This is a genomic window from Kiloniellales bacterium (assembly GCA_030064845.1).
Classification (GTDB): domain Bacteria; phylum Pseudomonadota; class Alphaproteobacteria; order Kiloniellales; family JAKSDN01; genus JASJEC01.
Genome location: JASJEC010000070.1, coordinates 1 through 20,946, shown reverse-complemented (window position 1 = coordinate 20,946; position 20,946 = coordinate 1). Strand labels below are relative to the sequence as shown.

Here is a 20,946-nt window from a genome sequence, read left to right as displayed (position 1 = left end):
CCCGTCACCGGGCGCCTCGCCACCGGCATAGCAACCGGCACGGAGAGCCTGGCCGACCCCGCGACCGCACCGCTTCTCGCCAAGGCTCGCGCCGAGCAGCCGCTCGATTCCCCCTGGCCGGTGGTGGCAGCGGCCGGCGAGGGGCACGTGGCGCTGACCTTGCGCGGTCCGCGGACCGACTTCGCCGCCGTTCAGAGCGCCTTCGTTTTCGCCGATACCTGGGGCGCGCTCGACCACGCGGCGACCCAGCGCCTCTCCCTGACCGAGGACGGCCTGACCGTCACCGCGCCGCTCGGCGCCGCGCCGCCGGACGGGGGTTTTTCAGGGGTCGTCACGCTCTTCCAGGAAAGCGGGCCGAGCCGGTCCTTCATTGTCACGAATGCGCCGATCTCGGCTTCCGATGCCCTCGGCGCCAATCCCGCACCCGGCCTCACGCTCTTGCTCGTTCTGGCGCTTGCCGGCGGGGTCTTGCTCAACCTCATGCCCTGCGTATTCCCGGTCCTGGCCGTCAAGGCCGTCGGCCTCGCCAAACAGGCCGACGAGACCCCCGCCCGGCGCCTCGCCCACGGGGGCGCCTATACCGCGGGCGTGGTTGCGAGCTTCCTGGTCCTCGCCGCTGTTCTTATCGTTCTGCGCGCGGGCGGGGAGGCGGTCGGCTGGGGTTTCCAGCTGCAGGAGCCCCTGGTCGTGGCCGCCTTGGCCTACGTCGTCATGGCCGTGGGGCTGAACCTCTCGGGTCTGTTCGAGGTCGGCGGCCGCCTCGCCGGCCTGGGCGGAACCGTGAGCATCGGCTCGGGACATGGCGGCTCCTTCGCGACGGGGGTTCTGGCCGCGGTCGTCGCCGCGCCCTGCACGGCCCCGTTCATGGCGACGGCGATCGGCGGCGCGCTGCTGCTGCCGCCGGCGGCGACGCTCGGTGTCTTCGCGGCTCTCGGTCTCGGCCTCGCCCTGCCGTACCTGCTGCTCACCGCCAGCCCGGCACTTGGCAGGCTGATGCCGAGACCCGGACAGTGGATGGTCCGTTTCAAGCAGTTCCTCGCCTTCCCCATGTATGCGACCGCGGCCTGGCTGATCTGGGTGCTGAGCCGGCAGGCCGGCCCCGATGCGGCCTTCATGGCGACGCTGGGCCTGATCGCCATCGCCTTCGCCGCCTGGGCATTGCCGGAACGGCCGTTCGCCGGGCAGGGGGCGGCGCGCGCCGTGCGCGTGCTGGCCGTGCTCGTGCCCCTGGCGGGCGCCACCGGCGCGCTCGGCTGGATCGCGGGCACCGGGGCGGCGCCGGTCGAGCCGGTAGCGGCGGGTAAAACCGCCGAGCCCTACAGCGAGGCGCGGCTGCAGGAGCTCGTGGACGCCGGACGTCCCGTCTTCGTCAACATGACGGCGGACTGGTGCATCACCTGCAAGGTCAACGAGCGTGTCGCGCTCAGCGGGTCGAGCTTCACGGATTTACTCGCCACGCACGATATCGCCTACCTGCAGGGAGATTGGACCAATCGGGACCCCGAGATCACCCGGTTCCTGGAGCGCTTCGGGCGGCTCGGCGTTCCGCTCTACGTGCTGTATCCCCCGGGCGGCGGCGAGCCCAGCGTGCTGCCGCAGATCCTCGCACCCGGCGCGGTGCGCGACGCCCTCTCTTCCCTGGCTTCGGGCCCCGCCTGAGCCTTCACCCACCAACCAACTGGAAAGGCTTTCGACATGCTTAGGACCACTGCCGTGAAGACCGCACTCCTGGCCGCCATGGTCGCGGCGCTGCCCTTCGCCGGCGCGAGCGCAAGTCCCGAGGTCGGCGCCATGGCGCCCGGTTTCGAGGGCGTGACCGCGTCCGGCGAGACCGTCAGCCTCGGCGACCTCAAGGGCAAGACCGTCGTGCTGGAGTGGACCAACAAGGACTGCCCCTACGTGCGCAAGCACTACGACACCAACAACATGCAGGCGCTCCAGCAGGAGGCGAGGTCCGAGCACGACGTGACGTGGATCTCGGTCATCTCGTCGGCACCGGGACAGCAGGGGTATCTCGAGCCCAAGGAAGCGCTCGCCAACATCGACAAGACCAAGGCGTCGCCCGACCACCTGGTCCTTGATCCGAAGGGCGAGATCGGCAAGGCCTACGGCGCGGTCACCACGCCCCACATGTACATCATCAACGCCGAGGGAGAGCTGGTCTACAAGGGCGGCATCGACGACAAGCCCTCGTCGCGCCACAGCACCGTCGCCTCCGCCAAGAACTACGTCCGTGCCGCGCTCGACGACATGGCGGCGGGCCGTGAGATCGCGGAAGCCTCGACCCGGCCCTACGGCTGCTCGGTCAAGTACGCCTGGTGACGTGACCGGGTCGAAGTAGCAGGAAGAGGGGCGGGGCGGCCGAGCGCCGGCCGCCCGCCTCCTCGACGCAGAGGCCTGGCAGCGTCAGACATGTCACCGATCATGCTCCGTTCGCTCCGCTTGATTCTCGTGTCCGCGGCCCTGACGCTTCCCGCGCCCTCCGTCGCGGGGGCCTTCGACCGGGCGATGGCCGAGGCCGCTTCACGCTGGCTGGAGGCGGCGGGGCCGTCGGGCGAGCGGGCGTCATTCCCCTTCGCCGACCGGGAGCGCCGCGACTGGCACTTCACGCCCCGCCGGCGCGAAGGCCTGATGATCGGCGACATGAGCCAGGCGCAGAAGGACGCGACGACGGATCTGATGCGCGCGACCCTGTCGTCTACCGGCGTCCTGAAAGCCCAGGAGATCATGCGCCTCGAAGCCGTGCTGGCGGAGGTCGAAGGCTCGTCGCTCAGCTACCGCAATCCCGAGGGCTACTACGTCTCCGTCTTCGGCGATCCGAAGGGCTATCCCTGGGGCTGGCGGCTCGAGGGCCATCACCTCTCGATCAACGTCACGCTCGCAGCCCCGGACGAGGCCTTCGTGACGCCGCTCTTCACCGGTACTAACCCGGCCGTGCCGCCGTCGGGTTCGGGCTTCTCGAAGGTTATCCAGCAGGACGAGATGACCCTGGCGCTCCGCCTGATCCGCAGCCTCGAACCCGATCGGGCGGCGGCGGCCAGGCTCTCCTCGTCGCCCCGCAACATCGTCACTGGGCCCGGCGACGGCGACGCCCTCGACCGGCGGGCGGGCGTCCTGGGCCCGGACCTGACCGACGGCCAGAGAAGCCTCCTCAGGCAACTGGTCTCGGTCTACGTCGGCATGGCGCGCGACGAGGTCGGGCAGACTTACATGCGGCTATTCGACGAGGGCCTGGCCGAGACCTCCTTCGCCTGGGCCGGGGAGGCCGCCGAGCGGGCGGCCTTCTACTACCGCATTCACGGCCCCCGCATTCTGATCGAGTTCGACAACACGCGGGGCGGCAACCACATCCACGCGGTCTGGCGCGACCCCCTCAACGACTTCGGCCGGGACGCGCTGAGGCAACACTACGCCGACAGCCCCCACAGCCACGACGACTGGCCTTAGTAGGCTGCCGAACAACTTGTGAGCCCTTGATAAACGTCATCCTTCGACAAGCTCAGGATGAGGGTAAGTGCTTGAAACATTTTGCCCTCACCCTGAGCTTGTCGAAGGGTGATGGTTCGGACTGAGCACTTCTTCAGCAGCCTGTTAGAGCAGCCGCGTTTCTAGCGGTCTGCCCGGCCGGGCCGGATCGTCCCTCGCGCCTCTCAGCGAATGACGTAGGGCGCGTCGAGACCCTTCAGGATCGGGGCGTCGCGCTTGTAGATGTCTTTGCGGAAGACGATCTCGCCCGGGTTCCGTGCCGTCTCGACCGTCCAGTATTGCAGCAGGACGGGCAGCGGCTTGGCCAGATTGACGGTCGTCGTCTTGCCGGATGCCAGCACCTGGTCGATCCGCTCGCGGGTCCAGCTCGGGTCGTCGCTGAGCAGCAGCTCGGCCAGGTCGAAGGGCTTGTCGACCCGGATACAGCCCGAGCTGAAGGCCCGCTCGGCCTTCTCGAACAGCGGTTTCGAGGGCGTGTCGTGCAGGTAGACCGCGTACTTGTTCGGGAACATGAACTTGACCCGGCCGAGCGCGTTCTTGTCGCCGGGGCCCTGGACGATCCTGTAGGGGAAGCCCTTTGCGCTGAGCTTCGACCAGTCCAGCGAGGCCGGGTCGACCGCCTTGCCGTCGCGCGCGACGACCTTGAAGTTGTTCGCCGTCAGAAAGTTTGGATCCTTCTTGGCCTTCGGCAGAATGCTCCGCCCCAGGATGCCCGAGGGCACGGTCCAGGTCGGGTTGAACACGATGTGGGTCATGTTCTCCCGGAATACCGGGGTCTTGCGGAACGGGGCGCCGACGATCGAGCGGGTCGTCCACTTGATGTCGTCGTCGTTCATCACGAAGGTGCGGAACCCGGCGACGTTGACGATGATGAAGTCGCCCTTCAGACCGGGCAGGACCCAGCGCGCCCGCTCGAGATTGACCCGGATCGTGTCGATCTTGGCCTGGGGCGGCCGGTTCATCGCGGCCCGCGTGGCCGGGCCCACGGCCCCGTCGGGCTCGAGGCCGTGGCGGTTCTGGAATTGCTTCACCGCCGCCTCGAGGGGCTCGTCGAAGACCAGCGGCGCGGCGCCCGCCGCCTGATTCAAATCGCCGCTGATCACCAGCCGGTCGCGCAGCAGGGCGACGCGGCTGTCCTCCATGCCCGGCTTGAGGGCCGGGCCCTCGGGCAGCTCCGGCCACCCGCCCTTGGCCTCGATCTCGCGGTACTTGGCGAGCGCGGTCTTGAGCAGCCCGTAGACCGGGTGCTTGGGCTCCAGGTCGCGGAGCAGCTGGCCGACGGCGCGGGACTCGATCGCCTCGTTGGCCAGGACCACGGGCTCCTTGTCCAGCACCCTCTCGCCGAAGTTCCACGAGGAGTCGAGCGCGGCCGGATCGAGCTTGCCGTCGAAGATCTGCGAGCCGAGACGCACCAGGCTGTCGGTCATCAGCACGTCGAAATCGGCCAGCGCGGCCGGGTCGTCGGACCCGCCGGCCAGCCGCGCGCGCATCTCGTCGAGCGCCTCGGCGTGGAAGTCGGCGGGGTTCAGGCCCTGCTCGGGACTGGCTTCGACCGCCGCCAGCAGGGCCTCGACGTTGTCCTGGTCGGTCCAGGCCGGCGCGAAGCTCCGTAGGCGATAGAAGTCGGGGATGAAGTGGTCCGCCGCGATCGGCGCGCCCTGGATCGATAGCGCCTTGCCGGTGCCGATCTGCTCGACGTGGGCCTGGATCGCCTGCTCGACGGCGGCCTGGGCCAGGGCCGGCGGGGCCTGGCCGACCAGCCAGAGCGCCGAAACGGCGAGGAACAGGGCCTTGGTCACGGAACGTCGCGCGGTCATGAGCTTCCCCTACGGATCCTGCTGCGCGGGCCGGCGCCCCCTTCCGGCCGGCCCGCTCGGCGAGAGTCCTAACACGAAAGAGCGCGGCTGTTGACTGGCATTTGAACCAGATTGTCCCGGGATGATTCCTCGGGGCTCGGGGCATCGCGGCCGGGTTAAACCCTGCCTTAACCTGGGAACGCGCAGTGTCCGTCGCAGTCTGGTCTTCCCGTTCCGGAGCCCCCATGTCCCGGATATTCTGGCTCTCCATCGTCGCGGCCCTGATCCTTCCGATGGCCGGCGCCGCAGCCTCTAACAAGGGAATGCGGGAGAATGCCCTGGTCACGGCAATCCGCGCCCAAGACAACGATAGCCTGCGCCAGCAGCTTGACGCCGGCGCCGACCCCAACAGGATTCTGACTGACAATCCCTACTGCTGCGAGGCCGGCTCGACGCCCTTCATGGTCGCCGCGGCTCAGGGCAATACCGAGGCCATGCAGCTTCTCGCGGCGGCCGGCGCGGATATCGGCGTCAATCACGGTTTCTACGGCACGGCTCTCCACGCGGCAGCCCGGAAGGGACAGGGGCAAGCGCTGCGATGGCTGCTCGACGCAGGGGTCGATCCCAACACCACGACCGCCTACAACGGCCTCATGCCGCTGCACGTTGCCACGCTTCACGGCCAGGCGCTTGCCGTTGCGCTGCTGGTGCAGCGCAGTGCCTGTGTCGATTGCACCTATCAAAAGGAGAACGGGGGGGTCTACAGCCCCTTGGCAGATGCGGCGGCCTCGGGTCACCGGGCCATCGTCGAGATCCTGGTCAGCGCGGGGGCGGACTTGAACAAACCCTGCGGCGACGCGCACTTGTACGGAACGCCTCTGGCGCATGCCGCCCAGCAGGGTCGGGCCGACATCGTGGAGATACTCGTTGCGGCGGGCGCCGATCTCAATCCTGCCGACGATCCTCCGTTGCACGGCGCGGCTTCGATGGGCCACACGGAGATCGTTATGCGTCTCGTCGAGCTCGGTGCCGACATCGATGCCCGCGACCTCGATAGCCGCACGGCTCTGACACTCGCCAGGAACCACGGGCATGACGCCGTGGCCGATTACCTGGAGAAGGCCATGGCCGAACGTTAAGGTCCCCGGTGCCGATCGATCCGGGCGTCTCTACACGTCCAGTCGGGAGATCTCGTCCCGCATGGCGGCGATGCGGGTCCGGTCGGAGGGGTGGGTCGACATGAACTCGACCGTGTTGCCGCCCTTCTTCGACATGGTGTCCCAGAAGCGGAGCGCCTCGTCGGGCTCGTAGCCGGCGCCGGCCATGTAGCGGACGCCGAGCCGGTCGGCCTCGAGCTCGTGCTGGCGCGAGTAGGGCAGGATGATGCCGAAGGTCACCCCGGCGCCCAGCGCCGCGGCGATGGCGCCGGCGTGGCGGCGGTCCGACGAGGCGGCGACGATGGTCGCGGCGGTCAGGCCGATGCCGGCCAGGATCTGCTGGCTGGCGCGCTCCGCCGAATGGTTGCCCGCCACGTGCCCCACCTCGTGGCCCATGACCGTCGCGATCTGGTCGTCGTTGTCCATGATGTCCAGGATGCCGGTGTAGAAGGCGACCTGGCCGCCGGGCAGCACGAAGGCGTTGACCTGGTTGCTCTCGATCACCGCGAACTCCCAGTTCCGGTCGGTGACCCCCGAGGCGTCGACGATCTCGGTGCCGATGCGGTCGACCTGCTTGTTGACCGGGCTGCCGGTGACGAAGGTCTCCCTCTGCTTGATCTGCGACCAGGCCGAATCGGACATCTGCATCAGCTGCTGATCGGATATCAGGATGAGCTGGCGGCGGCCGATATCCGGGTTGGTTTCGCAGCCCGACAGGGCCACCACGTAGCCCGCCGCCAGCCCGACCAGCAGATCCCTTCGATCCATCGCAATCGCCATCGGTCCTTCTCCTCGCCTGTTGCCGCCAGTATGGGCCGCTAGATGTGCCGCGTCACGCCGCAGGCGGCGCTCGCGTTCTCCTCGCGGGGACGTTCAGCCACCGGGAGCGCCCTGGGTGTTGACGTAGAGCGCGTAGAGCGACTGGCTCGCCGCCATGAAGAGCCGGTTGCGCTTCGGGCCGCCGAAACAAAGGTTGGCGCAGCGTTCTGGCAGCGCGATGCGGCCGATCTTGGTGCCGTCGGGTGCGAAGACGAGAACGCCGTCGAGCGCCTCGGACCCCATGCCCCAGCCGCACCAGAGGTTGCCGTCGATATCGCAGCGCATGCCGTCCGGCGTTCCGCCCGGGCCGGCGTCGATCAGCACGCGCTTGTTGCCGATCTCCCGGCCGTTCTCCGCGACGTCGTAGGCGAGGATCTTCCGGTGGGGAAGGCCGCGCGACTCGACGACGTAGAGGATCTTCTCGTCGGGCGAGAAGCAGAGGCCGTTGGGCCCCAGGACGTCCGCGGTCAGGAGCGTGACCTCGCCGTTCTCGCCGTCGATCCGGTAGACGCCCTGCTCGAGCTCGGGATCGGCCTTGTGGCCCTCGTAGTTGCCGAGGATGCCGAAGGGCGGGTCGGTGAACCAGACCGATCCATCCGATTTCACGACCACGTCGTTCGGCGAGTTGAGCCTCTTGCCCTGCCAGCTGTCGATCAGCACCGTGACCGTCCCGTCGTACTCGGTGCGGGTCACCCGCCGGCCCCCGTGCTCGCAGGTGACCAGGCGGCCCTGCCGGTCGCGCGTGTTGCCGTTGGCGAAGTTCGAAGGCCTGCGGAAGGCGCTGACCGCGCCGGTCTCCTCCTCCCACTTCAGGATCCGGTCGTTGGGGATGTCGCTCCAGAGCAGGTAGCGCCCGTCGCCGAACCAGACCGGCCCTTCCGACCAGCGGCACCCGGTATAGAGCCGCTCCACGGCCGCGCTGAAGATGCGGTAGGGCTCGAAGCGCTCGTCGAGGGTCTCGATGGCCGGGTCGGGATAGCGCGGATGGTCGCGCCAACCGGCGGTCGCGGGGGTGCCTGCGGTCATGCTCGATCCTTCTTCCGGAAAGTCGGAGCAACGCCTGCGCATGCAGTCTAGACGTGGCGCGTCACGCCGCCGTCGACCCGGATGTTCTGGCCGGTAATGTAGCCCGCGTCGTCGGACAGGAGGAAGGCCGCGGTCTTGGCGATCTCGTCCACCGTGCCGATGCGGCCGAGCGGCACGCCGGCGCGGGTCTCCTCGCTGTGGTCCAGGCTGTCGATGAAGCCGGGCAGGAGGCAGTTCATACGGATGTTGTCCTTGGCGTAGCGGTCGGCGTAGAGCTTGGCGAAGCTGCCGATCCCGGCGCGCAGCACCGAGGAGACGGGAAAGCGCAGGTCCGGCTCGAAGGCCGAGAAGGTCGTGATGTTGACGATCGCGCCCTTGCCCTGCTTCTGCATGATCGGCGTCACCAGGCGGCAGAGCCGCACCACGTGGAGCACCACCAGGTCGAGTCCGTAGCGCCAGTCCTGGTCTGTGATCTCCAGGAGGTCGCCCTTGGGCGGCCCGCCGGTGTGATTGACCAGGGCGTCGATCCGGCCGTAGCGCTCCAGCGTCTTCTCGACCAGGGACTCCAGGTCGGGCAGCTCGGCGACCGAGCCGCGCAGGCCGAACCCGCCCAGCTCCGCCGCCAGGTCCTCGGCCCCGCCGCTCGGCGACATCAGCGCCAACTGATAGCCCCGCTGGCTCAGCTCCCGCGCGACGGCGGCGCCCATGCCGCGGCCGCTTCCCGTCACGATGGCGACTTGCTGCTCGGATGACATGGCTGCTCCCCCTCTAGTCGGACCTCACCGCATGCCAGACTGATAGCGAATGCCGCGCGGCTAACCAAGGCTTGAAGTACCCCATGACAGCCGGAAAGGGCCCGATGCTCGAAACACCCTGTCCCTCTCCCGACGGGAGAAACCAAAAAGGATTCACCACAGAGAACACAGAGAGCACAGAGAACCAAATGAAAGAGTTGGTTGCGCGCAAAGCGCGCCAGAAAACACTTTAGTTTTTCCTCTGTGTTCTCTGTGTTCTCTGTGGTGAATCCTTTTGGTTTTGGCCCGGCACGACCCGGCCAGAGGGGCCGTCAGCGATGCAAACTGTCGACAGTGTCAGCTATCCAATCGGTCTGTACAGGTTTGCCGGCGGAACGGAATTTCGGCGGGGGCGGCATGAGGTTCGGGATCTATGGACGGTACGAGCTGGAGGTGGTGCGTGAAGGCGGCGCTTGGGCGGTCTACCGCGTCGAGGGGAAGCGGCGGCGCCCGGAGCGCGACCTTGTCGTGCCGCCGGAGATCACGGAAGCGGAGGTCCAGACCTACCTGGATGACCTGTTGCACGAGCTGGCGCGGCCAGGCACGGCGATCGAACGCCTCGACTGAAAACCTCAGCCCAGCGCCAGGAAGATCATCGCGCCGGTGCCCCAGAGCGCCAGCTGGAAGTGGGTGTTCTGGGCCCACTCGTGGCAGAACCAGTAGCCGAAGTGGTTGCCGACCACGAGGAAGCCCGACCAGATCGAGGTGAAGGCGAGCGCGCCGGCCATGGCCGCGGTCTTGGCGGCCGTGGGATCGGCCAGGCCGACCAGGGCGAGGGCCATCCAGCCGACCGCGACCAAGAGCAGCAGGCAGGCCAGGGTCTCGCAGACGACGATGAAGCGGAAGGCGGCGCGCTGCCAGCCGCGCGAGTCGATCCGGCGCGCCTCGATCTGCTCGTAGGCCTCGGGGAAGTTCTCGCGCAGCCGCTTGAGTTCCAGCACCTCGGCGGTGAAGGTCTCGTTCATCGAGGGATTGAGGATGTTGTCCCGCACGCCGAGCAGCAGCCAGCCCGCCAGGTAGGCCGTCAGGCAGGTCTGCGCGAAGAGGATCATGGTTTCCATCGCAATCCCCTTCAGCCCCGCGGCGCCGGCGGCGCGGCGGCCTCGACCTCACGCATCAGCTCGCAGAACCCGGCGACCATGGAGGCGATGTCCTTCTCGCCCAGCTCGGCCGTGGCGGCCGAGGCGTCGCCCACGGTGCCCTTGGGGTTGAGGTCTTCCGACAGCCAGGAGACGTTGGCGTCGGAGGAGTGGTAGCCGAGCCGCTTGAAGCGGGCCTTCATGTCGGACTGGCTGCTGGCGAAGTCCTCGGCCTTGGCCATGTCGACCAGCTCGGGCCTGAACGCCAGCATCACCGAGGTCTCGCTCGTGCCGCCGTGGATGTCGGTGTAGTCGGGCCCGTAGTTGTAGATCTCGCGCCACTTGCCGAGGCGGCCCCAGCTCGTGGTGACCACCATCATGGCGAGGCGCGCGCGCAGCTCGCGGGCGACGATCTCCATGGGCGAGACGTTGCCGCCGTGGCTGGTGACGATGACCAGCTTGCGCACCCCGGCGCGGGCCACGCTCTCGCCGATGTCGACCCAGCTCTGGATGACCGTCTCCCAGCCGACCGTCAGCGTGCCGGGATAGGTGATGTGCTCGTTGGACTTGCAGATCTCCTGGACCGGCAGGAAGACCACCGGGCTCTCCGCCGGCAGGGCCTCGGCCGTGCGGGCCACCATGTCCTCGGCGATGAAGGCGTCGACACCGACCGGCAAGTGCGGCCCGTGCTGCTCGATCGCGGCGATCGGCAGGACGGCGATCCACTCGGAGAGGTCGCCCTGGAACTCTGTCATCGGCATCTCGCGCCAGAATCGTCTGCTCGGCACTTCAAACCTCCTCGGCGGCTATCAGGTTCTTGAGAGCTTTAGCGCCCTTGATTCCCGTCATCCTTCGACAGGCTCAGGATGAGGGACAGTGTTTGACAGATCTCACCCTCACCCTGAGCTTGTCGAAGGGTGATGGTGCGGACTTGCCGCGTCTTCCTCCGCGGCCAGGGCCTCGATCTCGACCAGGAATTCCGGCCGGTTGAAACCCGAAACAATCATGAGTGTCGAGGCCGGCCGCTCGGTCAGCACCATCAGGTAGCGGTCCCGCGCGGCCATGTAGCCGGCCATGTGGCTTCGGTCGGTCACGTAGGCGTTGATCCGCAGGATCTGCGCCCGGCTGAGCCCGGCCTCGCCCAGGATCGCGTCGATGTTGGCGAAGCAGAGGTCGGCCTGACCCTCGGCGGTCTCCGGGATCACGCCGTCGGCGCTGATGCCGAGCTGCCCCGAGGTGACGACCAGCCGCCGGGCGAAGGCCTCGACGCCGTGGGCGTAGGCCGCGAAGGGCGGGTGGATCCCGGCGGGGGTCAGGCTCCTCATGGCGCCGCCCGCTTGATCCCGGGATAGACGTAGGATCCGGTCGGGTCGTAGGCGTAGTCCGGGTTCTCCCAGCCGATCATCTTGCCCGGGTTCATCAGCCCCTTGGGGTCGGTCTCGCGCTTCAGGGCCAGACGCGCCGGGTCGGCGTCGCTCCGGTTGCCCTCCTCGTAGGTGTAGGCGTGGGGGTTGTAGCAGGGGCAGCCGAGGTCCTCGAGCTCCTGGGCGACCTGGTTCAGCCGCTCCTCGGTGGTGAAGCGGTAGAGCGGCAGGAAGCTGGCGTAGGTCTTGCCGCCGGCCCGGGTGTACTCGACGTGGCCGACGATCTCCTCGGGGAAGCGCTCGGCGATCTGCGACAAGGCGCCGAGCGGGTCCGAGGCCGGCGTCCCTACCTGGAGGTAGGTGATCGTCTGGTCGGCCTTGATCGCCTGCAGGGTCGTGTGGTTCCAGGTCAGGTGATAGAGCGGCGGCAGGCCCCGCTTCTCCTCGTCGCTCGCTCTGTCGGAGCGGTAGACCATCCGGCCGCCCCGCTTCTCGGCCTCGCCGATCAGCGGCGCGACGGCGTTGGGCGCCGCCATGACGCAGAGCAGGGAATCGCCCTCTTCGAGGTACTTGCGGTGGCGCGCGAAGTATTTGTGCGGCGCGGGCCCCTGGACCGCCGCCAGCTCCTTCAGCCAGAGCCCTTCGTGGTGGGCGATCTCCCAGCCGGCCTTGAGCGCGCCCGCCCAGTCGTCGAAGCTGATCAGCAGGTCGACCCAGTTCTGGGCCGGGGCCAGGGGCATCTCGACCTCGGTGATGATGCCGTTGACCCCGTAGGAGTGGTGCACCAGCCCGATCTCGTCGCCGGTCAGGTCGATCAGGCGCGGCTCCTCCTCGAGGGTCGCGAGGCGCAGCCGCAGGATGTTGCCCGGCTCGCGCAGCATGCCCCAGCGGACCGAGCCGACGCCGCCCGAGCCGCCGGCGATGAAGCCGCCGATCGTCGCGGTCTCCCGGGTCGAGGGATGCATGCGCAGCTCCTGGTTGCTCGCCGCCCGGGTCTCCTCCTCGATCTTGCTCAGGATCGCGCCCGGCTCGGCGACCAGCACGCCGTCGCCGATCGACACGATCCGGTTCATCGACTTCATGTCGAGCACCACGCCGCCGGCGAGCGGCACCGCCTGGGCGTAGTTGCCCGTGCCGCCGCCCCGGGCCGTGACCGGGATGTCGAGCGCCCAGCAGGCCGCCAGCAGCTTGAGCAGCTCGCCCTCGTCGCGCGGCGAGACCACGGCCTCGGCCCGGACGTTCTCGAGCTGCGCCTTGAGCAGCGGCGAGTACCAGAAGGCGTCGCGGCTCTTGCCCTTGACGGTCCGCTCGTTGGTGGTGATCGGCACGTCGCCCAGTCTCTCGGTCAGCGCTGCGATGCGGCTCATGGCTCCATTCCCTTCAAGTCGTCCAAGTCTTCGTAGTCCGGCGGTGCGGTCTCGACCGGGCGTCCCCCGGACAGGATCACACGCCGGGAAAGCGGGCGCGAGACAAACTCGCTCCAGTTCCGCGCCCGGAAGATCACCAGGTCCGCCGGTCCGCCCGCGGCGATGCGGCCCGCGCCCGCCAGGCCCATGAGGTCGGCGGGCACCGTGGTGACCGCCGAGGCCCAGTCGCCGACCGGGTGGTCGAGCTGCATGATGCGCACGGCGTCGCGGAACAGCTCGGGCACGTCGAGGTCGCCGTAGGCGTAGTAGCCGTCGCGCACGTTGTCGGAAGCCAGCGCGACCGGGATGCCGCGCCGGCGGATCTCCTCGACCGGGGCGTGGCCGCGGGTGCGCGGCGACTCCGCGCTCCGGCGGTCCAGGAGGTAGGCGTTGGTCAGCGGCAGGGCCACGATGCCGAGCCCGGCCTCGGCGGCGAGGTCCAGCGTCCGGTCCATCTCCGCGCGCGGCTGCACGGAAAGCGCGCAGCAGTGGCCGACCAGGACCGGGCCCTCGAAACCGGTCCGCAGGACCGCCTCGGCGACGGCCCTGAGGCAGTGGGACTCGGGGTCGAGGTTCTCGTCGGCGTGGAAGTCGAGCGCCAGGCCGTGGTCTTCCGCCAGGGCGATCATGCGCTCCAGAAAGTCCTCCAGGCCCGGCGTCGTGTAGAGGAAGCCGCTGAGGATGCCCGGCCTGCGCGTCGCCGCCTTGGCGGCCAGGTGCTCGACCCAGTCGGCCGGCTCCTCGGGGCCGGTGAAGGGGCAGAGCTGGAGCGTGAGACGGTCGCGCCAGGTCTCGGCGAGGTCGCCCAGGACCTCGAAGGCCCGGTCGAAGACCGCCCGGTTGCCGTCCACGTGGCTGCGCAGCGCGGCGGTGCCGTGGGCGTGGGCCGCGGCCAGCTGGAAGCCCGCCCGGGCCGCGATGTCGGCGCCGTCCTGGTAGCGCTCCCCGTCGGCCTCGGCCGCCCGTCCCGCCGCGGCGAAGCTGCCGTCGGCGTTCGGGCTGCGCGCCCAGACCTGGCCCTTGTCCAGGTGGGTGTGGCAGTCGAGCGGCCGGGGCCAGACCAGCGCGCCGGCCAGGTCCGGCCCGGGCGGCAGGTCGCTCTTCTGGCCGGGCGCGCCGATCCAGTCGATCCTGCTGCCGGCAACCGCGAGGTCCGCCGAGACCAGCCCGTCCCCCGCCGCCGGCAGCCCGGCCGCGCCCACCGTGCAGGCCGGGACGCGAACGCCGCGCAGCGAGAAGCTCTCGCCGGCGAAAAGATCGGTCAGGTTATCGGAGTTAAACCAAGGCACAGGCCGTCAACCTCGAAGGAGATCCAGGTCGGCCCGAAAAACCAAGTGCCAGTGGTGCTCAATAATTGGAGAACCTTCAGCCGACAATCAAGCCCCAACTTGTCGGCCGCCAAAAGGCGCGTCCAGTCGGCACCATCACCCTTCGACAAGCTCAGGGTGAGGGCGAGGTGTATCCAGAACATACCCTCATCCGCGCGCAGCGCCGGGCTTCGCCCCCTGTCGAAGGATGACCGCGATCACGGGCTCGGCGTCCCTCCAGCCCGCTAGAACCGATCCACCCTGTAGGGGGCCAGGTCGATGCCGGGCTCCTTGCCGGTGACCAGCTCGGCGATCAGGCGGCCCGTGGTCGCGGCCCAGGTCAGGCCCAGGTGGCCGTGGCCGAAGGCGTAGTAGGCGTTGGGCGCCCGGGTCGCCCGCGAGATCACCGGCAGGGAGTCGGGTAGGGAGGGGCGGGGGCCCATCCAGCGGCTGCCCTCGGTCTTCTTCAGGCCCGGATAGATCCGCCTGGCCCGCTCGACCTGGGCGCGGGCGCGGGCGTAGTTCGGCGGCGCGTCGAGGCCGCCCAGCTCGACCGAGCCGCCGATCCTGAGCCCCATCTCCAGGGGCGTGATCGCCAGGCCCTGGGCCGGATGGACGATCTGCCGCCGCGGGCTGACCCCCGGATCGGCGATCGTCGTGTGGTAGCCCCGGTCGGCCTCGAGCGGCACCCGGTCGCCGATCTGCCGGGCGAGCCGGTGCGACCAGGCGCCGCCGGCGATCACCAGGCTCTCGACCGGCTCCTGCGTGCCGTCGGCCAGGCGGAGCGCCCGGACCCCAGCCTCCGCCGCTTCGATTCCCCGCACCTCGCCGCGCTTCAGGGCGCCGCCCTGGCGCGAGAAGTCTTCCGCGAAGGCCTGGACCAGGCGGAAGGGGTCGTGCACGTGGCGCCAGCCCTTGTTGATCACGCCGCGGGCGAAATCGGGCGCCAGGTCCGGCTCGAGCTGGCGCAGCTCCTCGCCGGGCAGCGTCTCGTGGGGAAAGCCGTGGATCTCGCAGAAGGCCCACTTGTCCCGGTCGGCCCGGTACTCGGCCTCGCTGCCGTAGAGGGTCAGGCACTCGTCGGGCGCGACCATGTCCTCGACGCCGGCCGACTTCAGCAGGGGCAGCAGGTCGTCCCAGGTGCTGTGCGACAGCGGCGCCGCGGCGGCCACCACCTCGGCGACCCGCTTCTTCGTGCCGGCCCTCAGGAACCGCAGCAGCCAGGGCAGCAGCCACGGCAGGTAGGGCCAGCGCACCGCCAGCGGCCCCAGGGGATCGAGCAGCCAGCCGGGCACCTTGGCGAAGTGGCCCGGCTGCGACAGGGGCATGAACTCGGTGACCGCGATGCCGCCGCAGTTGCCGAAGGAGCAGGCCTCGCCGGGCCCCAGGCGGTCGATCACCGTGACCTCGCGGCCCGCGCGCTGCAGGTAGAGCGCGCAGGACAGGCCGACGACGCCGGCCCCGACCACCGTGATCTTCTCGGTTTTCATGGAAGCTAGCTATGCCAGGGTCGCCCCGCGGGCGCAAAGGGGCACTTGCCGGAAGTCCCGCCATGGGTTTGCATAGCGGCGCGGGCATCGACACTAGGCGAGACAGGGGATGAAGGTCGTCCATTCACCCGAGCACAGCCGCCACGTGCCGCGGTTCTTCCTGGTCAACGGCACGCGCCAGGAGAGTCCCGAGGTGCCGGCGCGGGCCGAGGCGCTGCTGAAGGCCGCGGAAGACGACGGGCACGAGACCCAGGTTCCGGAGCAGGACTTCGGGTGCGGGCCGCTCGCGGCGGTCCACACGGCGGAGTACCTGCAGTTCCTCGAGCACATCCACGCCCGCTGGCGGCGTATCGAGGGGGCCTCGGACGAGGTCGTGCCCAACGTCCACCCCAACGGCCGCGGCGCCGGCTATCCGGCCTCGGCGGTCGGGCAGGCGGGCTACCACATGGCCGACACGGCCTGCCCGATCAACGAGGGCACCTGGGGCGCGGCCCGGGCCAGCGCTAACTGCGCCGTGCAGGCGGCCGAGCTGGTTCTAGGCGGCGCTCGGTCCGCCTACGCGCTCTGCCGCCCGCCCGGCCACCACGCCTTCGCCGACATGGCCGGCGGCTTCTGCTTCCTGAACAACACGGCGATCGCCGCCCAGCACCTGCGCCTCGGCTTCGAGCGGGTCGCCGTGGTCGACGTCGACCTGCACCACGGCAACGGCACCCAGGGGATCTTCTACCGCCGCGCCGACGTGCTGACCGTGTCGCTGCACGCCGACCCGGAACGCTTCTACCCCTTCCACTGGGGCTATGCCTCCGAGCGCGGCGAGGGGCCGGGCGAGGGCGCCAACCTGAACCTGCCACTGCCGCGCGGCACGGGGGACGACGACTATCTCGACGCGCTGGCGATCGCCATGAAGCGGGTCGAGGCCTTCGCGCCCGACGGCCTCGTCGTCGCCCTCGGGCTCGACGCCCACGAGGGGGATCCCTTCAAGGGCCTGGCGATCACCACCGAGGGCTTCGGGCGCATCGCCGGGGTGCTGGCCGGCCTCGACCTGCCCACCGTGCTGGTCCAGGAGGGCGGCTACCTCAACGAGGCGCTCGGCGCCAACCTCCAGGCTTTCCTGCGCGGCTTCGAGGGGCTGCAGGGCGACGAGGCGGAAGCGCAGGAGGAGACCCGGGAGGAGGCAAGCCAGAGGAGCCTCGGGCTGTGAGCGGGCTCGTCCTGCGGGACGCGACCCTGGGCGACGCCTTCGCGGTCCACCAGATGCTGCGCGCCCTGGCCGAGGAGGTCGGCGAGGGCGCCGCCTTCGCCGCGACCCAGGCCGACGTCGAGCGCGACGTCTTCGGCCGCGAGCCGGCCTACGAGGCCGTGGTGGCCAGCCTGGAGGGACGGCCCGCGGGTCTGACCACCTTCTTCACGACCTATTCGACCTACAAGGGCCGGCCCTGCCTCCACGTCAACGACCTCTTCGTGCAGCCCTGGGCGCGGCGCGACGGCATCGCCCGCGCCCTGTTCGCCCTGGTCTGCCGCCGGGCGGCGGCGCGCGACTGCTGCCGCGTCGAGCTCAAGGTGCTGGACAACAACCCCGCGCGCGCGTTCTACGAAGCGATCGGCATGGGCCAGAGTCGCGAGGTCACCTATACGCTGACGGAGGAGGCGCTGGGGCGTTTGGCGGGGGAGTAGCGGCTTTGCGACTGCGCGTCCCGTCGATCGGGCCGACTTCGGCGCCAAGAACAGTCGGCGGCGGCGCTCACTCCACTTGGAACCCGATTAGGTCTCCTTCGTTGTCGTCCGGCGATTGGCCCAGTGAGATCTGGCCCGAGCCCACCAGCTGGACGTGCTCGCGCTTGAGACAGAGCCGCCGGTCGTCGGCGAGCACGACGAAGGTGCCGTTCGAACTCTGATCGGTCAGGGTGTAGCGGTCGTCCTTGACCTCGATGGTGGCATGACGGCGGGAGACGAGGTCGCCTTCGACAACGAGGTCGCACTGATCCTCGCGGCCCATCCAGAGCTTCTCGCTGCCGCGCACTTCCAGTCGTTGCCCACGATAGTAAAGGCTGAGATGCCGCTCGGCCCGGGACACCGTCTGTGCGCCTTGGAACATCATGGTGCCATCGGCCTCGAGAGGCACCAGCCCGTAGATCCTGGTCGCTTCGGTTTTGCCCTTCAGCATCACCTCCTGGAGGAAGCGGGTGCCGGCGCGGATCGCCGCCGGCAGGCACTCCACGACCGCTTCGGTAAAGAGGGTCTCGTCCGGCTTCGCGACGGAGGAGACGCGCGCGGCGACATTCACGGCGTCGCCGAACACGTCGCTGTCGCTTTCGATCACCGGACCGACGTGGAAGCCGACGCGAATCTGCAGATCGCCGCCCTTGGCCATTCTCTGCACGGCGCGCGCCCCGGCCAGGGCAGACTCGGCGCCCGCGAAGGTACACATGAGCCCGTCGCCCAGCGACTTGACGACCCGACCGCCGTCCGTCTCCACGACGGCCGCGCAATCGATCAGGAAGGCTTGGATCAGCGACCGAGCCTGCAGGTCGCCCTGGCGTTCGAAGATCCCCGTGCTGTCGCAAACATCGATGAAGACGATGGCCAGGTCGTGTGTGTTCGCTTGCCCTTGTGTCATGGCCTGTGAGTTCTCCCCCTTCGACTCACTTACCAAACGGCCCCAGGCTAGCACGAACCGGCGGCAAAATCTGTCGAACTACTCATCGAAGCTGCGACCGGCCGATCGCCGACCCCTGCACGTGCCCCCGAAGCAGGCGCTGGAACGGCGATGTCGGCTTCCCTTGAACCGAGCTTTGAACCGGCCCGCGCCTTCTAGGAGGTCGTCGGCACGTGCCAGAGCTGGGAGGTCACCTATACGCTGACCGGCGAGGCGTTGGGGCGGTTGGGGGGAAGCGCGTTTATCGCTTCCTCGAAATCACGGCAGTGCGTGGCACATCTGGTTTGGGAAAGGCTCCAGAGTTAGGCTGGACTAGTTTTTTGTCCCAGGGTATCGGTAGCAGCCAATCTGGTCATTCCGGCAAACCCAATCTACGCCAGATTTCGATCCGGCGTTGAAGAAGGGCCGGTTCCTCGAAATCGAAACGACGTCTGTATTGCTTGACTGAAGCGGTCGGGTTGATTTCAAGAGCCGACTCCATGTGTCGTCGGGCACTTGCCTCTCTGCCCTCCTCGGCGTGAGCGAGTGCTAGCCAAGCATGAGCGGAACTCGCATCCAGTCCGATTGAGACCCGTTCAAGAACCTCTTTGAAGGCAGCGATCGCCTTTTCATTCTCCCCGATCAACTGATAGGCACGGCCCAGCATGTTCGGAAGCCAAACCGCATAGAAGGGGCTGAGACGCATCGCGATTTTCAAGTGTGGGATGGCTTCCTTCGGTCGCCCAGCCAGTATCAGATGGAAACCGAGCATTCCCTGGTGACCAGACACGCCCGGATGCAAGCTGATGGCTTTCTTGATCAATGGTATTGCCTTGGCGTAATCGCGATCACGATTGGCTATCACGTCTCCTAGTAGGACGTAGGCGTCCGAATAACCCGCGTCCTGCGCTAAGGCCTCTTTCGCTAACTCCACCGCTCTGGCGTATGACATTGTCGGGTCACTATTCCACCTAAATCGCGCTTGGTTGCGATAAGTCCAACCCAAGGTCACCAGCGCCGAGGTATACTTAGGGTCGAAAGTCAGCGCCTGCTCAAGCATTCGCTGTGCTTTTGCATTGTCCTCGGGTGTGAGCCGAAGGAATATGCTGCGCGCCTCCGCGTGGTACTTCCAGGCTCGAGGACTGTTGGTCGATCCGCTATACAGGGTGGCGGTTTCGCCTAGAGTTAGGTTGATCTGTAGGGCGGTTGCCACGTGCTTGCTGATGTCGTCCTGAAGGGACAAGATCTCTGTGATTCCGCGATCGTAGATCTCGGCCCAAAGGTACTCTCCCGTTAAGGCGTCGATCAGTTGTGCCGTGACGCGGATCTTTTCATCCTGAGTTTGCAGAGTTCCTTCTAGGATATAGCGGACTCCCAACTCCTCGGCGACAGAACGTAGTTCTGTTGTCTTACCTTTGTAGGTAAAGGAAGAATTTCGAGCGATCACGAAAAGGTCCGGAACCTTTGCAAGCGTCGTAATGATGCTGTCGCTGATTCCGTCGCTCAGATGATCCTGCTGCGGACCGCCCCTTAGGTTCTCGAAAGCCAACACTGCAATTGAAGGCTTATCCGGCAAGGGATAGGCCATTCGCTGAACCGACGCCGGCTCAACTTTGGGCGCCCAGGGCTGTAGCCATGCGACTATGCTGCCGGTGAACACCAGCATGGCAGCGGTCGCAAAGGCTAACGCCACTCTTGTACCCGAACCTCTTGCTTTCCGGGCGTTTTCCGCTGACACACCGTTCAGTACGACCCGAAAGACCCGAAGAGGCCGGGCGATGTTCTTTGCCTTGATTTCACCAAGATCCTCGAACTTGTGGGTTACCTTGTCGCGAACCTGGTTGCGTACAGATCGCGACACGCAGATGCCACCTGGGTCTGCCAACCCTTCGAGGCGTACCGCTACATTCACGCCGTCGCCATGGATGTCTCCATCTTCGACGATGATGTCGCCCAGGTTGATCCCTATGCGAAAGACGATTTGGCGTTCTTCTGGAACAAGCGCATTGCGTTCGAGCATGCTCTGTTGGATTTGGACGGCGCATCCCACGGCATCAACGACGCTGCTGAACTCAGCCAGCACGCCGTCACCAGTGGACTTGACGACCCGGCCACGATTTTCTGCGATCTTGGGATCGACCAACTCAGACCGGTGAACCTTGAATGCCGCCAGTGTTCCCTGCTCATCGACACCCATCAGCCGGGAATACCCGACTACGTCAAGTGCGAGGATTGCTGCGAGCCGGCGCTCCATACTCGATCTCCATTAGAGAGAGATCTTAGTGGAGGAGCAACTTCGGTTCTACGACCGAGAAGCAGTCCGAACGTCTAGAAACGGCTACACCGTGCCGTGCCTGCAGAGGCCGCGGCACGAGGTTCGCCTCCGCCGGGAGCATAGCACAGGCCGCCCGCCCAAGAGCCCACACCCTAGAGAAACTCACCCAATCTGGTTCAGGTACCACTCCACAAACCGCACCGTGGCGGCTTCCTGGGTCGAGTAGGGGCCGGGGCGGTACATACGCGACATCACGCCGGCGTGGTTGTTCTCGATGATGGTTTTGTCCTCCAGCGTCGTGACGTGCCACAT

General features: G+C 67.8%; 19 protein-coding genes. 7 read left to right on the top strand and 12 right to left on the bottom strand.

Annotated elements, in window-relative coordinates; all coding sequences use genetic code 11:
- From QNJ67_18975 to QNJ67_18965, 3 genes are all read left to right on the top strand, one after another.
- A partial coding sequence (locus QNJ67_18975; protein MDJ0611066.1) for a thioredoxin family protein occupies positions 1-1,659 on the top strand: 1,659 nt, incomplete at its 5' end.
- Between the two features lie 54 nt (positions 1,660-1,713).
- Positions 1,714-2,322 (top strand): thioredoxin family protein, encoded by a 609-nt coding sequence (locus QNJ67_18970; protein ID MDJ0611065.1) that lies wholly within the window; start codon positions 1,714-1,716, stop codon positions 2,320-2,322.
- Between the two features lie 102 nt (positions 2,323-2,424).
- Positions 2,425-3,447 carry a DUF3500 domain-containing protein gene (locus QNJ67_18965; protein MDJ0611064.1) on the top strand — a complete coding sequence of 341 codons (1,023 nt, stop codon included), beginning with the start codon at positions 2,425-2,427 and terminating at the stop codon, positions 3,445-3,447.
- A 203-nt stretch (positions 3,448-3,650) separates the two neighbouring features.
- Here QNJ67_18965 and QNJ67_18960 read toward each other — a convergent pair whose 3' ends face one another.
- A complete protein-coding gene (locus QNJ67_18960) occupies positions 3,651-5,303 on the bottom strand; it encodes a L,D-transpeptidase family protein (protein MDJ0611063.1) in 1,653 nt (550 codons plus the stop codon).
- Between the two features lie 224 nt (positions 5,304-5,527).
- Here QNJ67_18960 and QNJ67_18955 point away from each other — a divergent pair, with 224 nt between their 5' ends.
- Positions 5,528-6,421 carry an ankyrin repeat domain-containing protein gene (locus QNJ67_18955; GenBank protein MDJ0611062.1) on the top strand — a complete coding sequence of 298 codons (894 nt, stop codon included), beginning with the start codon at positions 5,528-5,530 and terminating at the stop codon, positions 6,419-6,421.
- Positions 6,422-6,451: 30 nt separating this feature from the next.
- On the opposite strand, the gene QNJ67_18950 is transcribed toward QNJ67_18955, so the two are convergent.
- From QNJ67_18950 to QNJ67_18940, 3 genes are all read right to left on the bottom strand, one after another.
- Positions 6,452-7,219, bottom strand: coding sequence for a M48 family metallopeptidase (locus QNJ67_18950; protein ID MDJ0611061.1), 768 nt, complete (start codon positions 7,217-7,219; stop codon positions 6,452-6,454).
- A 93-nt stretch (positions 7,220-7,312) separates the two neighbouring features.
- The gene (locus QNJ67_18945) at positions 7,313-8,284 is read right to left on the bottom strand and encodes an SMP-30/gluconolactonase/LRE family protein (protein MDJ0611060.1); all 972 of its coding nucleotides are present in this window, start codon (positions 8,282-8,284) and stop codon (positions 7,313-7,315) included.
- 47 nt (positions 8,285-8,331) lie between these two features.
- A complete protein-coding gene (locus QNJ67_18940) occupies positions 8,332-9,039 on the bottom strand; it encodes an SDR family oxidoreductase (GenBank protein MDJ0611059.1) in 708 nt (235 codons plus the stop codon).
- A gap of 396 nt (positions 9,040-9,435) precedes the next feature.
- On the opposite strand from QNJ67_18940, the gene QNJ67_18935 reads away from it, so the two are divergent.
- Positions 9,436-9,645 (top strand): hypothetical protein, encoded by a 210-nt coding sequence (locus tag QNJ67_18935; protein MDJ0611058.1) that lies wholly within the window; start codon positions 9,436-9,438, stop codon positions 9,643-9,645.
- A 5-nt stretch (positions 9,646-9,650) separates the two neighbouring features.
- Here the strand turns inward: QNJ67_18935 and QNJ67_18930 are convergent, their stop codons facing one another.
- The 6 genes from QNJ67_18930 to QNJ67_18905 form a co-directional block, all read right to left on the bottom strand.
- A complete protein-coding gene (locus tag QNJ67_18930; GenBank protein MDJ0611057.1) occupies positions 9,651-10,139 on the bottom strand; it encodes a DUF2165 family protein in 489 nt (162 codons plus the stop codon).
- A gap of 11 nt (positions 10,140-10,150) precedes the next feature.
- Complete coding sequence (locus QNJ67_18925) at positions 10,151-10,945, bottom strand: creatininase family protein (GenBank protein MDJ0611056.1); 795 nt, start codon at positions 10,943-10,945, stop codon at positions 10,151-10,153.
- 108 nt (positions 10,946-11,053) lie between these two features.
- Entirely contained in the window at positions 11,054-11,482 is a 429-nt protein-coding gene (locus QNJ67_18920; GenBank protein ID MDJ0611055.1) for a RidA family protein, read from the bottom strand.
- On the bottom strand, positions 11,479-12,888 hold the full coding sequence (locus tag QNJ67_18915; protein MDJ0611054.1) for an FAD-binding oxidoreductase: 1,410 nt from the start codon (positions 12,886-12,888) through the stop codon (positions 11,479-11,481). Before QNJ67_18915 ends, QNJ67_18920 begins: the two co-directional genes overlap by 4 nt.
- Positions 12,885-14,216 carry a cytosine deaminase gene (locus QNJ67_18910; protein MDJ0611053.1) on the bottom strand — a complete coding sequence of 444 codons (1,332 nt, stop codon included), beginning with the start codon at positions 14,214-14,216 and terminating at the stop codon, positions 12,885-12,887. Before QNJ67_18910 ends, QNJ67_18915 begins: the two co-directional genes overlap by 4 nt.
- Before the next feature lie 263 nt (positions 14,217-14,479).
- Positions 14,480-15,724, bottom strand: a complete 1,245-nt coding sequence (locus QNJ67_18905; protein ID MDJ0611052.1) for an FAD-dependent oxidoreductase — start codon at positions 15,722-15,724, stop codon at positions 14,480-14,482.
- 109 nt (positions 15,725-15,833) lie between these two features.
- Between QNJ67_18905 and QNJ67_18900 the strand changes: the two genes are divergently transcribed.
- Both QNJ67_18900 and QNJ67_18895 read left to right on the top strand, forming a co-directional pair.
- A complete protein-coding gene (locus tag QNJ67_18900; GenBank protein ID MDJ0611051.1) occupies positions 15,834-16,925 on the top strand; it encodes a histone deacetylase family protein in 1,092 nt (363 codons plus the stop codon).
- Positions 16,922-17,398 carry a GNAT family N-acetyltransferase gene (locus tag QNJ67_18895; GenBank protein ID MDJ0611050.1) on the top strand — a complete coding sequence of 159 codons (477 nt, stop codon included), beginning with the start codon at positions 16,922-16,924 and terminating at the stop codon, positions 17,396-17,398. Before QNJ67_18900 ends, QNJ67_18895 begins: the two co-directional genes overlap by 4 nt.
- A 67-nt stretch (positions 17,399-17,465) precedes the next feature.
- Here the strand turns inward: QNJ67_18895 and QNJ67_18890 are convergent, their stop codons facing one another.
- Positions 17,466-18,341 (bottom strand): adenylate/guanylate cyclase domain-containing protein, encoded by an 876-nt coding sequence (locus tag QNJ67_18890; GenBank protein ID MDJ0611049.1) that lies wholly within the window; start codon positions 18,339-18,341, stop codon positions 17,466-17,468.
- A gap of 391 nt (positions 18,342-18,732) precedes the next feature.
- A complete protein-coding gene (locus QNJ67_18885) occupies positions 18,733-20,613 on the bottom strand; it encodes an adenylate/guanylate cyclase domain-containing protein (GenBank protein ID MDJ0611048.1) in 1,881 nt (626 codons plus the stop codon).
- Positions 20,614-20,946 lie beyond the last annotated feature (333 nt).

What these genes read in the sequence shown, in the direction of transcription:
- QNJ67_18965 (MDJ0611064.1), top strand. Translation starts at nt 2,425, where the DNA reads ATGCTCCGTTCGCTCCGCTTGATTCTCGTGTCCGCGGCCCTGACGCTT.
- QNJ67_18960 (MDJ0611063.1), bottom strand. Translation starts at nt 5,303, where the DNA reads ATGACCGCGCGACGTTCCGTGACCAAGGCCCTGTTCCTCGCCGTTTCG.
- QNJ67_18955 (MDJ0611062.1), top strand. Translation starts at nt 5,528, where the DNA reads ATGTCCCGGATATTCTGGCTCTCCATCGTCGCGGCCCTGATCCTTCCG.
- QNJ67_18950 (MDJ0611061.1), bottom strand. Translation starts at nt 7,219, where the DNA reads ATGGCGATTGCGATGGATCGAAGGGATCTGCTGGTCGGGCTGGCGGCG.
- QNJ67_18945 (MDJ0611060.1), bottom strand. Translation starts at nt 8,284, where the DNA reads ATGACCGCAGGCACCCCCGCGACCGCCGGTTGGCGCGACCATCCGCGC.
- QNJ67_18940 (MDJ0611059.1), bottom strand. Translation starts at nt 9,039, where the DNA reads ATGTCATCCGAGCAGCAAGTCGCCATCGTGACGGGAAGCGGCCGCGGC.
- QNJ67_18935 (MDJ0611058.1), top strand. Translation starts at nt 9,436, where the DNA reads ATGAGGTTCGGGATCTATGGACGGTACGAGCTGGAGGTGGTGCGTGAA.
- QNJ67_18930 (MDJ0611057.1), bottom strand. Translation starts at nt 10,139, where the DNA reads ATGGAAACCATGATCCTCTTCGCGCAGACCTGCCTGACGGCCTACCTG.
- QNJ67_18920 (MDJ0611055.1), bottom strand. Translation starts at nt 11,482, where the DNA reads ATGAGGAGCCTGACCCCCGCCGGGATCCACCCGCCCTTCGCGGCCTAC.
- QNJ67_18915 (MDJ0611054.1), bottom strand. Translation starts at nt 12,888, where the DNA reads ATGAGCCGCATCGCAGCGCTGACCGAGAGACTGGGCGACGTGCCGATC.
- QNJ67_18905 (MDJ0611052.1), bottom strand. Translation starts at nt 15,724, where the DNA reads ATGAAAACCGAGAAGATCACGGTGGTCGGGGCCGGCGTCGTCGGCCTG.
- QNJ67_18900 (MDJ0611051.1), top strand. Translation starts at nt 15,834, where the DNA reads ATGAAGGTCGTCCATTCACCCGAGCACAGCCGCCACGTGCCGCGGTTC.
- QNJ67_18890 (MDJ0611049.1), bottom strand. Translation starts at nt 18,341, where the DNA reads ATGACACAAGGGCAAGCGAACACACACGACCTGGCCATCGTCTTCATC.
- QNJ67_18885 (MDJ0611048.1), bottom strand. Translation starts at nt 20,613, where the DNA reads ATGGAGCGCCGGCTCGCAGCAATCCTCGCACTTGACGTAGTCGGGTAT.